The sequence below is a fragment of the Halobacillus locisalis genome, from assembly GCF_013694105.1.
Taxonomy (GTDB): Bacteria; Bacillota; Bacilli; order Bacillales; family Halobacillaceae; genus Halobacillus; species Halobacillus locisalis.
The window spans coordinates 39,221-53,515 of the sequence record NZ_JACEFG010000002.1 but is presented as its reverse complement, the minus strand read 5'-3'; the positions used below and the strand labels follow the sequence as shown (position 1 = coordinate 53,515).

Annotated in this window: 13 protein-coding genes; 6 read left to right on the top strand and 7 right to left on the bottom strand. The window is 44.5% G+C overall.

Annotated elements, in window-relative coordinates:
* Positions 1 to 31: 31 nt before the first annotated feature.
* The 7 genes from rsmG to rpmH form a co-directional block, all read right to left on the bottom strand.
* The gene (rsmG, locus tag H0266_RS07525) at positions 32 to 748 is read right to left on the bottom strand and encodes a 16S rRNA (guanine(527)-N(7))-methyltransferase RsmG (RefSeq protein WP_181471803.1); all 717 of its coding nucleotides are present in this window, start codon (positions 746 to 748) and stop codon (positions 32 to 34) included.
* A 17-nt stretch (positions 749 to 765) separates the two neighbouring features.
* A complete protein-coding gene (mnmG, locus tag H0266_RS07520) occupies positions 766 to 2,652 on the bottom strand; it encodes a tRNA uridine-5-carboxymethylaminomethyl(34) synthesis enzyme MnmG (protein ID WP_181471802.1) in 1,887 nt (628 codons plus the stop codon).
* A 27-nt stretch (positions 2,653 to 2,679) separates the two neighbouring features.
* Positions 2,680 to 4,056: a tRNA uridine-5-carboxymethylaminomethyl(34) synthesis GTPase MnmE gene (gene mnmE, locus H0266_RS07515; protein WP_181471801.1), complete on the bottom strand. Its 1,377-nt coding sequence runs from the start codon at positions 4,054 to 4,056 to the stop codon at positions 2,680 to 2,682.
* A 682-nt stretch (positions 4,057 to 4,738) separates the two neighbouring features.
* The gene (jag, locus tag H0266_RS07510) at positions 4,739 to 5,353 is read right to left on the bottom strand and encodes an RNA-binding cell elongation regulator Jag/EloR (RefSeq protein ID WP_181471800.1); all 615 of its coding nucleotides are present in this window, start codon (positions 5,351 to 5,353) and stop codon (positions 4,739 to 4,741) included.
* Positions 5,350 to 6,111 (bottom strand): YidC family membrane integrase SpoIIIJ, encoded by a 762-nt coding sequence (spoIIIJ, locus tag H0266_RS07505; RefSeq protein ID WP_181471799.1) that lies wholly within the window; start codon positions 6,109 to 6,111, stop codon positions 5,350 to 5,352. Before spoIIIJ ends, jag begins: the two co-directional genes overlap by 4 nt.
* A 94-nt stretch (positions 6,112 to 6,205) precedes the next feature.
* A complete protein-coding gene (gene rnpA / locus H0266_RS07500; RefSeq protein ID WP_181471798.1) occupies positions 6,206 to 6,562 on the bottom strand; it encodes a ribonuclease P protein component in 357 nt (118 codons plus the stop codon).
* Positions 6,563 to 6,765: 203 nt separating this feature from the next.
* Positions 6,766 to 6,900: a 50S ribosomal protein L34 gene (rpmH, locus tag H0266_RS07495; RefSeq protein WP_181471797.1), complete on the bottom strand. Its 135-nt coding sequence runs from the start codon at positions 6,898 to 6,900 to the stop codon at positions 6,766 to 6,768.
* A gap of 657 nt (positions 6,901 to 7,557) precedes the next feature.
* On the opposite strand from rpmH, the gene dnaA reads away from it, so the two are divergent.
* The 6 genes from dnaA to gyrB all read left to right on the top strand — a co-directional run bounded on the left by dnaA (position 7,558) and on the right by gyrB (position 14,215).
* Positions 7,558 to 8,910, top strand: coding sequence for a chromosomal replication initiator protein DnaA (gene dnaA / locus H0266_RS07490; RefSeq protein WP_181471796.1), 1,353 nt, complete (start codon positions 7,558 to 7,560; stop codon positions 8,908 to 8,910).
* Between the two features lie 173 nt (positions 8,911 to 9,083).
* Positions 9,084 to 10,223, top strand: coding sequence for a DNA polymerase III subunit beta (gene dnaN / locus H0266_RS07485; protein WP_181471795.1), 1,140 nt, complete (start codon positions 9,084 to 9,086; stop codon positions 10,221 to 10,223).
* Between the two features lie 367 nt (positions 10,224 to 10,590).
* Positions 10,591 to 10,812, top strand: coding sequence for a S4 domain-containing protein YaaA (yaaA, locus tag H0266_RS07480; protein ID WP_181471794.1), 222 nt, complete (start codon positions 10,591 to 10,593; stop codon positions 10,810 to 10,812).
* A gap of 18 nt (positions 10,813 to 10,830) precedes the next feature.
* A complete protein-coding gene (recF, locus tag H0266_RS07475) occupies positions 10,831 to 11,949 on the top strand; it encodes a DNA replication/repair protein RecF (RefSeq protein WP_181471793.1) in 1,119 nt (372 codons plus the stop codon).
* Positions 11,950 to 11,958: 9 nt separating this feature from the next.
* Positions 11,959 to 12,243: an extracellular matrix regulator RemB gene (gene remB, locus H0266_RS07470; protein ID WP_181471792.1), complete on the top strand. Its 285-nt coding sequence runs from the start codon at positions 11,959 to 11,961 to the stop codon at positions 12,241 to 12,243.
* Positions 12,244 to 12,292: 49 nt separating this feature from the next.
* Positions 12,293 to 14,215, top strand: a complete 1,923-nt coding sequence (gyrB, locus tag H0266_RS07465; protein WP_181471791.1) for a DNA topoisomerase (ATP-hydrolyzing) subunit B — start codon at positions 12,293 to 12,295, stop codon at positions 14,213 to 14,215.
* Positions 14,216 to 14,295: the final 80 nt, after the last annotated feature.

Genomic DNA, 14,295 nt, shown 5'->3' with positions numbered 1-14,295 from the left:
AACGACTCCCATAACGAGAGTCGTCTTCTTCTTATTCTATCGGTTGCTTATTCGGTGTACCCGCTTTACGAGGATATTTCTTAGGTGTTTTTCTTCGTTTTTCAATAATCGCGATGTTTCGCTCACTGTCCTCTTCCGGCAAATGGAACGTGAAGACATCTTTCACTTCTCCGCCGACCGTCTGAATGGCCACGTTCGCATCTTCCATTTCATCTTTCAAGTTCGGACCTTTCATCGCCATGAAGTGCCCGCCTTTCGCCGTAAGTGGCAAACACAACTCACTAAGGACGCTCATTCGAGCAACTGCGCGAGCCATGACAAGGTCGTATCCTTCACGGAATCCGTCGTTTTTCCCGAAGTTTTCCGCACGATCGTGATAAAAAGCGACATTATCCAGCTCCAATTCGTGGGCTAAGTGGTTCAAAAACGTGATTCGTTTTTTCAAAGAGTCGACGATTGTCACTTTCAATTGTGGAAAGACGATCTTCAGAGGCAGGCTAGGAAATCCAGCGCCCGCCCCCACATCGCAAATTCGTAGTTCCTTCGTGAAATCGTGATAGAAAGCAGCTGTCAGCGAATCATAGAAATGCTTAAGGTAAACACCTTCCTGATCCGTGATCGCTGTCAAATTCATCTTTTCATTCCATTCGACGAGAATATCGAAATAGCGTTGAAATTGATCGATCTGCTTATCATTCAGTTCGATCCCCTGTTCTTGCAAGGCTTGCACAAACGTATTCGTATCCATAGCTTCATCCCCTTAGCTTATTCACCAGACACACGGGCAACATTTCCTTGTTCAATATAAACAAGCAAAATTGATACGTCCGCCGGGTTTACGCCTGATACACGAGAAGCTTGGCCGACAGATAGTGGACGCACGTTCTTCAGACGATCACGAGCTTCTGTTGCGAGACCGTTGATCGCGTCATAATCGATATTGTCTGGAATTTTCTTCGAGTCCATCTTCTTCATGCGGTCGATTTGCTCGAGAGCTTTCTTAATATAACCCGCATATTTGATTTGGATTTCGACTTGTTCTTTCACATCATCGCTCAAGTTCTCCTCGCTCGGAGATACACGGTCGATGTGTTCATATTTCATTTCTGGGCGCTTCAGTAGATCAACCGCATGCAGCGCATCCTTCAATGGAGATCCGCCCGCTTCCTCGATCACAGCTTGCACCTCATCTGCCTTCAAAACGAGTTTATTCAGACGCTTTTTCTCCACTTCAATCTGGCGTTTCTTCTCTTGGAAACGCTCATAACGCTCTTCCGGAATCAATCCAAGCTGATAACCGATTTCGGTCAAACGAAGATCCGCATTATCATGACGAAGCATCAAACGGAACTCAGCACGAGACGTCAGGAGACGATAAGGTTCGCTTGTCCCTTTTGTCACAAGGTCATCAATCATGACGCCAATATACCCTTGTGAGCGGTCTAAGACGAGCGTTTCAAGGTCTAGAGCTTTCGCAGCGGCGTTGATTCCCGCCATCAGACCTTGTCCGGCTGCTTCTTCATAACCAGACGTACCGTTTAATTGACCAGCTGTGAACAAACCGGAGATCTGCTTCGTCTCAAGCGTCGGCCATAGTTGCGTCGGTACAACGGAATCGTACTCGATTGCATAGCCCGCACGCATGATTTCGGCGTTTTCAAGTCCAGGTACCGTACGCATCATTTCATTTTGAACGTATTCTGGTAAGGACGTGGATAGCCCTTGTACGTAGACTTCTTCTGTGTCGCGACCTTCAGGCTCTAGGAACACTTGGTGACGCGGTTTGTCATTGAATCGAACGATCTTATCTTCAATCGAAGGACAATAACGTGGCCCCGTCCCTTTGACCGCACCTGAATACATCGCGGACAATCCTAAATTATCATCGATCACTTTATGAGTGTGCTCATTCGTGTACGTCAACCAACACGGAATTTGATCGGTGATGAACTCGGTCGTTTCATAAGAGAATGAGCGTGGCTCTTCTTCTCCCGGTTGAATTTCCGTTTTCGAATAGTCGACCGTTTTACTATTCACACGCATCGGTGTACCCGTTTTGAAGCGAACCATTTCGATGCCCATCTCTTCCAATTGCTCGGATAGGGATACGGTAGAACGCTGGTTGTTCGGTCCACTTTCATAACTCAAGTCCCCGATCAATACGCGTCCACGCATGAAGGTTCCAGTTGTCACAACAACCGTCGGCGCATAAAAGGCTGCCTTCGTTTCAGTGATGACCCCTTTGACTTGGTCATCTTCGACAATCACTTTTTCCACCATACCTTGTTTCATCGTCAAGTTGTCCTGGCTTTCCAGCACACGCTTCATTTCTTTAATATACAAAGGTTTATCTGCTTGCGCACGTAGCGCTCTTACAGCTGGACCTTTTCGTGTATTCAATAAACGCATTTGAATGTGCGTTTTATCAATGACTTTCCCCATGGCTCCACCTAGTGCATCGACTTCACGGACGACAATCCCTTTGGCCGGACCACCGATGGATGGGTTACATGGCATGAAGGCGACCAGGTCAAGGTTCAATGAAAGCATCAAGGTTTTCGCTCCACGTCTTGCTGCAGCTAAACCAGCTTCCACTCCTGCATGACCGGCACCAATTACAATTACGTCATAATGCCCTGCATCATATGTCATGTAGATGACTCTCCTTTTATAGTAAAATTATTTCCCTAAGCAGAATTGAGAGAACAATTGATCAATCAAGCTTTCATTTACGGTATCCCCGACGATTTCACCGAGGATTTCCCACGTACGGGTAACATCGATCTGAACGACATCGAGCGGCACACCCATGGCCATACCGTTCTGTGCATCTTCCAGGGACTCTTTGGCTTGTTTCAAAAGCTGCACGTGACGCACGTTCGATACATAGGTCATATCCCCAGCATCAAGATCACCTTCAAAGAAGGTATCTGAAATCGCATTCTCCAGCTGATCGATGCCTTCTTCCCGAATCAACGCCGTCGTGACAACCGGATGGTCTCCTGCCAATTGTTTCACACGATCGATATCAAGCTTTTGTTCCAAATCCATCTTATTCACGATCGTAATCACATTCATATCGGAAATCGCCTCAAGTAACTGCTCATCTTCATCCGTCAATTCCTCACCGTAATTCAATACGAATAAGATCAGGTCCGCCTCTTTCAGCACTTGTCTGGAGCGCTCGACACCGATTCGCTCAACAATATCTTCCGTTTCACGAATACCTGCTGTATCGATCAATCGAAGAGGAACCCCTCGGACATTGACGTACTCTTCAATGACATCACGCGTCGTACCGGGAACTTCGGTCACAATCGCTTTATTCTCATGAACGAGCGCATTCATCAGGGAGGACTTCCCGACGTTCGGGCGTCCGATGATGGCTGTTCCAAGACCTTCACGCAAAATCTTTCCTTGGCGCGCCGTATCCAAAATACGGGTCACTTCTTCATGCACTTCTTTCGTCTTTTGTTCCATCATGTCATGCGACATCTCTTCGACATCGTCGTACTCTGGATAATCAATATTCACTTCGACATGCGCAAGCGTCTCGAGTAGTTTCTGGCGCAAATCTTGAATCAATCGAGATAGACGGCCATCCATCTGTTTCAGCGCCACGTTCATAGCACGGTCGGTTTTCGCACGGATCAAATCCATGACCGCTTCTGCTTGCGACAAATCGATCCGGCCATTCATGAACGCTCGCTTCGTAAATTCGCCCGGCTCTGCTAAACGAGCTCCACTGGCTAAGACGATTTCAAGCAAACGGTTCACCGAAACGAGGCCACCATGGCAGTTGATTTCGACGATATCTTCTCGCGTGAACGTTTTTGGCGCTCGCATGACGGAAACCATGACTTCTTCCGCCATTTCTTTCGTTTCTGGATCGATAATTTTTCCGTAATGCATCGTGTGGGAATCGACTTCATTGAGATTTTTCCCTTGAAATAGATTCGCCGAGATCGCGACCGCTTCTGGTCCGCTCAGTCTGACAATGGCAATCGCACCTTCCCCCATAGGGGTTGAAATGGCGGTTATCGTATCTGTTTCCACACGCGCTCACCTCCTATATTTTTTGTCTTTTCTCTATAAAAACGTCGTTTATTAAAAACATGCTGTTGTTTGTATTCACTAACAACTTAGAATACCACACACCCTGGTGTTTTGAAAAGATATCAACACAGCAAGTAAGGTGCAAATCGCGCTATTCAGTTATCCACATGTGAATAACTTATACCTACTCTCATTGTAACCATTATCCCCACTCATTACTAATCCACTATGGTTCCTTTTCTATTGTGAGTACGGAAGAGTTCTGGGGAACGAGTCGCTTTCCGCAGGGTACCGTGAGCCTCCTCGGGCTGCGCCCAGCGGGGTCTCACGATGCACCTTTATCCTGCAGGAGTCTCCCCGTTCCCCAAAACTCTTCAACCCTATGAAGCCTAAAGGAACCAGATATAGTGTGAAACCAATACTTTCTTTGACCATCCTTTAGATTCCGTAATCCTTTCCATGACGAGGATAGCTGGGAAATGGTGAGACTCCTGCGGGATTTAGCGGGACAGGTGAGACCCCGCAGGGAGGTACGACCGAGGAGGCTCACCGCCCGCCCCGCGGAAAGCGATCCATTTCCCAGCTACCCTCTCTCCAGAGAAAATTAAGGAATCTCGTCTTCCTATGAGCCAACAAAAAAAAGACTTCTGCCCGAGAAAGGCAGAAGTAGAAGAAAAAACGGTTACGACGGACGAATGACCACAAAGCGGCGTGGCTCTTTTCCATCAGACAACGTTTCAACCTGTTTATGATTCTGTAAAGCGGCATGAATGATCTTCCGTTCGTAAGAAGGCATCGGCTCAATCCTTACATCTTTGCCGGTACGAATCGCTTTCTCAGCAAGACGCTCGGCTAAGTTTTGCAAGGTTTCTTTGCGTCTTTCACGGTACCCTTCGGCATCGATCATGACGGTATAGAATTGATCCGACTCACGGTTGACCGCAAGTTGAGCTAAATATTGCAATGAGTTCAGTGTTTGTCCACGTTTTCCGATCAACATCGCGACTTTGTCGCTTACGAGTTCCATCGTGATATCACGGTCACGGACATCTGTTTTTATTTCGACAGGAGCACCCATTTGCGCTGCTACTTCTGAGATGTAAGACTCGGCATCCTGCACTGGGGTTTTGCGAATGGATACTTTGACAATGGCTGGTTTTGACCCAAAGCCAAGAAATCCTTTTTTCCCTTCATCAATAACATGAACATCGACTTTGTCTTTCGAAGTTTGTAATTGCTCTAGTGCTGATTGGACCGCTTCGTCCATCGTAGTTCCCGTAGCAGTTATTTGCTTCACTCGCCTGCTCCTCCCGTCGTTTTATTCATCATAGGTTTACGGATGAATATCGTTTGAAGAATCATCACAATGTTACCGACAATCCAGTACAGCGCTAGTGCGGATGGGAAGAAGAATGCAAAGGTACCGATCATAAGCGGCATGATATAAAGCATCATTTGCATTTGCGGGTTTTGTGCTGCTGCTCCGCCTGCCATCATCAATTTTTGCTGTAGGAACGTCGTGGCTGCTGTCAATATCGCTAAGAATGGATCCGCTGTGCCAAGTTGTAACCATAGGAAACTATGTGTCTGAATCTCGGCCGTACGCATGATCGCATGGTAGAAACCTATCAAAATCGGCATTTGCACGATAATCGGTAAACAACCCGCTAACGGATTGACACCATTCTTTTGGAAAAGTTGCATCGTTTCTTGCTGTAGCTTTTGTTGTGTTTGGGCATCTTTTGAAGAATATTTCTCACGAAGTTCTTTCAACTCCGGTTGAATTTCTTGCATCGATTGAGAACTCTTTAGTTGCTTGACGTTCAAAGGCAATAGTAGAAGACGAATGATGATCGTCACGATAATAATCGATAAACCATAACTTCCTCCCGTACTATCCGCAAAAAACATCAATGTTTGGGACAATGGATAAACAACATATTCATTCCAGAAACCTGTACTATCCGAGGTGATGTCTTGGTTGACCTGGGTACACCCGGATAGGAACGTAAGCACGCCTGCCATGGCAAGCAATGCAATCATCTTATTACGCAACGTTCCTTCCTCCTTAGTAAAGCAATGTTTCTCGATTTATAGGACTTGAGTTTTCATTCAACAGTGTAGCATTCTTTCATCTATGAATTCTATACTATTGGGCTCGTTTTTTATTTTTAAAAAGCTTGGATCGCTTCAACACGTGATTCAAGCTTTGTTTCATTTCATGGAAGTTCATCTGATTGGTCGGCTTCCTCGCTATGATAATGAGGTCATAGTCTTGCCGAATATCTTCTTCAAGCTCGTGAAAGGCTTGTCTTAAATAGCGCTTCACTTGATTGCGCATGACCGCATTCCCGATTTTTTTACTAACCGACAATCCGATTCTGAAATGGGATTGCTCCGGTTTCCTTAAAAAATAAAGAACGAGCTGGCGGTTGGCAAACGACTGTCCATGCTTGAATATTTTTTGAAACTCTTCATTTTTTTTAATACGGTTCACTTTCTTCATGGAATACCCTCCAAAATTACAAAAGCGCAAGCGCTCCGTAATGGAAAGGAACCCTTGAGCTTACATGACAAAAAGATGTATGGAAAATTCCATCGGTCTTTCTCTTTCTATTGGATAAGAAAGATAGCGAGCCGACCCCATAAGGATCGGCTTCTTCTATCTAACCTATACTAGAAAAAAGACCACTGATTGTTCTCAGTGGTCTATGCGGACAATACTTTTCTTCCTTTACGACGGCGGCGAGCAAGAACTTTACGTCCATTCGCAGAGCTCATACGAGAGCGGAAGCCGTGTACTTTTTTACGCTTACGATTATTTGGTTGAAATGTGCGTTTCATTATATATACACCTCCTGAGGAAAATTCCAATAACATTTAAAAGGCAGTCCCGATAATTATAAGGGCAATCCATACAATTTGTCAACGCGCTTCGTAAATCTTATTCCGACCGTACACGATCTTACCCGCACAATCCGTTATATAACAGCTGCTGTACTACAACAAAAAAACATACTTTTTTGAGTACATTCACAGGTCCTGTGTATATTTTTTTATGGTCAAATCGACTATCCACACCAAATATCGACAAGATAATCACAAAATATAGTGTTGTGGATAGGAATCGTCTACAAGGTGTGGGCATTGTGGATAACTTCCTATAACCCGTTGCAAGTCTAGATTTTATCTGGTATTATATTTGTGTTTCACTGTGATTGTCATTTGAAGCTATAAAATCTTTTCCACAGACTGTGGATAACGTGTGGACATTTATTAACACGATTGTTTATGTGTTTATGCACAGGATTGTGGATAATGAAAATAACCATCTTTAACTCTAGTATTGTCAGCTTTTATATGTCCACATTACTAGTAACGATTTACTAACTAAATATTTATACAAAACTTACACAACAGCCTTTCGATCCTTTTGATACGTTCGAAAAAGAGAACGAAAGGCTTTTTTGTTTTCCATTGAGAGAGAAAGGGGTGAAAAATTTGGAGAACATCCACGAACTTTGGAACAACACCTTAGAGAAAATTAAAGAGAAGATCAGTAAGCCGAGTTTTGAAACATGGCTGAAAGCGACAAAAGCTGATTCTCTTAGCGAAAACACCTTGACCATCGTCGCTCCAAATGAATTTGCTAGAGATTGGCTTGAGAATCAATATGAGGGATTGATCACGGAAACGCTTCATGAAGTCACAGGGGCAGAGCTTTCAACGAGGTTCATCATTCCTGAAACGAAAGAAGAAGCGGTTGATGACGTTAAACTTCCTAAGAAAGTACCGGATGTCAAAAACAACGACAATGAAGAGTCCCCTCAAAGTATGTTGAACTCAAAATACACGTTCGATACCTTTGTCATCGGATCCGGAAACCGTTTCGCCCATGCCGCATCACTCGCGGTAGCGGAAGCACCAGCCAAAGCCTATAATCCGCTGTTCATTTATGGTGGGGTAGGACTTGGAAAAACCCACTTGATGCATGCAATCGGTCATTATGTATTAGATCATAATCCAAATGCCAAAGTCGTTTACCTTTCATCCGAGAAGTTCACCAACGAATTCATCAACTCGATCCGAGATAACAAAGCGGTCAACTTCCGAAATAAATATCGGAGTGTGGACGTGCTTCTTATTGATGATATTCAATTCTTAGCTGGAAAAGAACAAACACAGGAAGAGTTCTTCCATACGTTTAATACGTTGCACGAAGAAAGCAAACAAATCGTCATTTCCAGTGACCGGCCTCCAAAAGAGATTCCAACACTAGAAGACAGACTCCGCTCCAGGTTCGAGTGGGGATTGATCACTGACATCACTCCGCCTGATTTAGAAACGCGTATTGCGATTTTGCGTAAAAAAGCGAAAGCGGAAGGTCTCGATATTCCGAATGAAGTGATGCTCTATATCGCCAATCAAATCGACACCAACATCCGTGAGCTAGAGGGCGCCTTGATCCGTGTTGTGGCCTATTCTTCGTTGATCAATCGTGATATCAACGCTTCTTTAGCTGCCGAAGCATTGAAAGATATTATTCCTAGCTCGAAACCGAAAGTGATTACGATTGAAGGCATACAAGAGATCGTAGGAGAGAGATACAATGTACGTTTAGAAGATTTCCCTGCGAAAAAGCGTACGAAATCCGTCGCTTTTCCAAGACAAATCGCAATGTATCTATCTAGAGAATTGACGGATTTCTCATTACCGAAGATCGGGGAAGAGTTCGGAGGGCGTGACCACACGACTGTTATACATGCACACGAGAAGATCTCTAAAATGGTTGCCGATGATCAACAATTGCAGCGGGAGCTTGATGAAATAAGAGAACAACTGAAATCTCATTAGTGGATAATGTGAATAATGGTTGCAGGTTGGTCAACAAGCTGTCCACATGTGTATAACCTTAGGTGTGTTGGGATAAATGCAGTTATCCACAAATCCACAGCGCATACTAGTACTATTACGGTCTTTTATATAAAAATATAATTAATATATGCCTACTGGGAGGATTGTAAGTTATGAAATTTATCATTCAACGCGATCAATTGATTGAGAGCGTACAAAATGTCATGAAGGCCATCTCATCAAGAACGACGATTCCTATATTGACAGGAATGAAAATAGAAGCTTCAGAAGAGGGAATCAAATTAACAGGTAGTGACTCTGATATTTCTATCGAGTCGTTCATACCTCAGGAAGAAGACGGCATCGTATATGTCGAACATATCGAACCAGGAAGCATCGTACTACAAGCGAAATACTTCCCAGATATCGTCCGTAAACTTCCACAAAAAACGGTTGAAATAGAAAGTGACAATAACCGCAATGTCACGATCCGTTCGGGTAATGCGGAATTCCATTTGAACGGACAAGATCCGGAAGAATATCCACAGCTGCCCCAACTTCATACAGAAGACAGCTTTGAATTGCCGATCGATCTACTCAAAAACCTGATCCGTCAGACGGTGTTTGCGGTATCTACGTCTGAAACGCGTCCGATTTTGACAGGTGTTCATGTGAAAATGGAGGATGGAGAGCTGGAATTCATCGCGACAGACAGTCACCGTTTAGCTTCTCGCAAGATTCCTTTAGAACAACCGGAAGGAAAAGCTCTTCCATCCGTTGTCATTCCAGGAAAGAGTTTAACGGAACTGAATAAAATCTTGGATGATTCTGAAGACACGATCGAAGTCAGTGTGACGGAGAATCAGGTCCTTTTCCGTACTAAGCACTTATACTTCTTATCTCGATTGCTCGACGGAAACTATCCGGAAACATCTCGATTAATTCCTGAACAAAGCAAAACGATCGTCAAAATCGATGCTAAAGAATTACTTCAATCCGTTGACCGTGCGTCTCTTCTTGCGAAAGAAAATCGCAACAATGTCGTTCGTCTGATTACAAAAGAAAACAATCACCTGGAGATCACCGGTAATTCTCCAGAAGTCGGAAATGTGGTAGAAGAAGTCCTTGCGAGCGATGTTGACGGGGAAGACCTGAAAATTTCCTTCAGTGCGAAATATATGATGGATGCCCTGAAAGCCGTGGATTATGATCAAGTGAAAGTCGAATTTACGGGGGCTATGCGTCCGTTCTTGATTCGTCCTGTTGATGACGATCAAATCCTGCAGTTGATCCTGCCCGTTCGAACGTATTAAAGTCATTCGTTTTTTTCAGAGCACGTATTGAAAATGTATGAGATAATAAAATCAACACACCATAAGAAAGGGTGCGGTTATGACGTTTCATAACGGCACCTTTTCTTTTTTTGAAAAGTTATCCACTTGTGGACAACTGAAATCAGAGGATTTAACTGGTTTAGCCACGTCCGGCTCCAGCGCCCACCCCCCTCGTGTCATGAGTAATCCGTCCTGCGGTAGAAAAAATCGTCTCCATCCGGCCGTTTTACTTATGCACATCGGGGCTCTCAGGGCGCTTGCGCTTTTCTTAAATAGCTAGGCTTTTCTTACACCTTCATCTTTAGTAAAATAGAAGAAGGTGAATTCATGAAATAGGGTGAATAATATGAGCGAACGTATTGAAATATCTACTGAATATATACCTCTAGGGCAATTCCTCAAATTGGCTAACGTCGTTGAATCCGGCGGTATGGTAAAAATATTCCTTGCTGAGTTTGATGTTTTGGTCAATGGGGAGCTAGAGAATCGCCGTGGTCGTAAACTCTACCTGGGAGATACCGTGGAGATTGAAGAATTTGGAACTTTTGAAGTCGTCCGTGACGAATAGGCTGAGCTGACCTCACCTATGTATATCCAAGAACTGTCTCTGAGGTCGTATCGTAACTACGATCAACTGTCTCTTTCATTCGACCATAAGATCAACGTCATTATTGGTGAGAACGCCCAGGGTAAGACCAATTTGATGGAGGCCATTTATGTATTAGCTTTTGCCAGATCACATCGCACTCCTCGTGATAAAGAGTTGATACAATGGGACGCTGAGTATGGTAAAATAAAAGGGAGTATATTTAAACGCAATCGACGTTTTCCACTAGAGATTGTGCTTTCAAATAAAGGGAAAAAAGCGAAATTGAATCATATTGAACAAAAGCGCCTGAGTGATTACATAGGTGCTTTAAATGTCGTCATGTTTGCACCTGAGGATCTGAACTTAGTGAAAGGCAGTCCTCAGGTGCGTCGTCGGTTTATTGACATGGAAATCGGTCAAATCCAACCGACGTATATTTATCATTTAGGACAGTACCAAAAGATACTCAGACAACGAAATCATCTATTAAAAGAGCTTCAAAGAAAGCGCGAAGCTGATTTGACGATGCTTAGAGTACTGACTGACCAATTGATTGAGCATGCGGCGACCATTGTAGATCGCCGGTTCCGTTTCCTGCAACTGCTCCGCGAATGGGCGACCCCGATCCATGAAGGGATCAGTCGTAACCTGGAACAGTTGGAAATTGCTTATGATGCTAGTGTCAAAGTATCAGAGGCTATGGATTTGGAAACACTAAAGAGTACGTATCAGGAAAAGTTTACGGATATCGAGACGAAAGAAGTAGAACGCGGGACGACACTCGCTGGTCCACATCGTGATGATCTCGTCTTTTTTGTAAATGGAAAAGATGTTCAGACCTATGGTTCCCAAGGGCAGCAACGGACGACCGCTCTGTCTTTGAAACTGGCTGAAATTGAGCTGATTCATAGTGAGGTAGGAGAATATCCGATCCTGTTATTGGACGATGTCCTGAGTGAGCTGGATGATTACCGCCAGTCCCACCTCCTTCATACCATCCAAGGTAAGGTTCAAACCTTCGTCTCAACGACAAGCATAGATGGTATCGAGCATGATGCCTTGAAGGAAGCAGAAATTTTTCACGTCAAAGAAGGTACGATAGACGTACAGAAATGAGGTGGCCCATTGTTCATTCACATCGGTGATGATCATGTAATCCAATCGAAAGACGTCGTAGCCATCATTGACAATAGTCTAGTAGCCTCGTCGTCGATTATTGAGGAAATGCTTTTCAATCAACGGAAAAATAGACAAGTGGTTGAAACGGACGATTATGAAGCGAAATCGATCGTTATCACCAATGACGTCATTTATTTCAGTCCTTTATCTGTTTTTACATTGAAAAAAAGAGCGAATATGATGTCGACTTTAAATAAATTGGAAGATTTCTCAGAAGAAACTGAGGAGTAGAGCGTTGCATGTTCAGCGTCAAACCACTTGAGAAATGTAGGTGAGTACCATGAAGGAAGAAACTATTGGAGAACAGCAGTCCTATGATGAAAGTCAGATACAGGTACTAGAAGGTTTAGAAGCCGTTAGAAAGCGACCTGGTATGTATATCGGCTCGACGAATGAAAAAGGATTGCACCACTTAGTGTGGGAAATTGTTGATAACAGTATTGACGAAGCGATGGGTGGCTACTGTGACCATATCCACGTCATGATCGAAGAAGACAACAGCATCACCGTCACGGACAACGGCCGCGGAATTCCTGTAGGGATCCAGGAGAAAACCGGACGTCCGGCTGTCGAGACCATCATGACGGTTCTACACGCAGGCGGTAAATTCGGTGGTGGCGGTTATAAAGTATCAGGTGGTTTGCATGGTGTCGGAGCATCTGTCGTGAACGCCCTATCCACGAAATTGGAAGTCTATGTGCACTTGAATGGAAAAATCCATTATCAATCCTTCCACCGCGGAGTACCAGAAGCGGACTTGAAAGTCATCGGAGAAACAGACGTGACAGGTACACGGATTCAATTCAAGCCGGATCCTGAGATTTTCTCAGAGACCCAAGAATATAAATTCGAGACGTTAGCCAATCGTCTGCGTGAACTGGCATTCCTGAACAAAGGATTGACGATTACAGTTCAAGATAAACGTACAGATGAAGAACCTGTCGATTATTATTACGAAGGCGGAATCGTTTCGTATGTCGAGCACTTGAACCGAACGCGTGAAGCGCTGCACGAAACCTTCTTCGTCGAAGATGAGCAGGATGAAATTTCGATTGAAATCGCCATTCAATACAATGATGGCTTCGCTAGTAATATTTACACGTATGCCAACAATATTCACACGTATGAAGGCGGTACACACGAGTCTGGTTTCAAGACGGGGCTTACGCGTGTCATCAATGATTACGCCAGAAAGAATAATATGTTCAAAGATACGGACCCGAACTTGACGGGCGATGATGTCCGTGAAGGATTGACGGCGATCGTTTCCATCAAACACCCGGATCCTCAGTTCGAAGGACAAACAAAAACGAAGCTCGGCAATAGCGAAGCCCGTACGGTAACGGACGCGCTATTCTCTGAAGGCTTTTCTAAGTTCTTGTTTGAAAACCCGAACATGGCCAAGATCATCGTCGAAAAAGGATTGATGGCATCCCGTGCCCGTATGGCAGCGAAGAAAGCACGTGAACTGACGCGTCGCAAAAATGCGCTTGAAGTGTCCAACCTTCCCGGTAAACTGGCTGACTGTTCGTCGAAGGATGCCAACATTTCAGAGTTGTACATCGTTGAGGGTGACTCTGCCGGTGGTTCAGCGAAGCAGGGGCGTGACCGTCATTTCCAAGCGATTTTGCCACTACGAGGAAAAATCATCAACGTTGAAAAAGCGCGCTTAGACAAGATTCTTTCCAACAATGAAGTCCGTGCCATCATTACGGCGCTCGGAACAGGGATCGGGGAAGAATTCGACATTTCTAAAGCCCGCTATCACAAAATCGTCATCATGACCGATGCAGACGTCGATGGAGCCCATATCCGTACGCTCCTTCTTACGTTCTTCTATCGTTACATGAGACCACTGATCGAACACGGCTACATTTACATCGCTCAACCGCCGTTGTACAAAGTGCAACAAGGAAAAGCGATTTACTATACGTATAGCGATAAGCAACTCGATAAGATTCTGGCTGAACTACCGAAACAGCCAAAGCCTGGTACCCAGCGTTATAAGGGACTAGGAGAGATGAACCCTGAACAGCTTTGGGAAACGACGATGGACCCTGAAACCCGGACGCTCCTGCAAGTGAGTCTAGAGGACGCGATCGGAGCGGATGAGACATTTGATATCCTGATGGGAGACAAAGTCGAGCCTCGTCGAAACTTCATTCAAGAGAATGCTCAATATGTCCAGAACTTGGACGTGTAAGTGAGTCGACAAATAGAGAGAGAATGGAGGAGGGCTTTCAGCGCCCGACTCCTCTTGTGAGATAAAGTAGGAGGTAACTA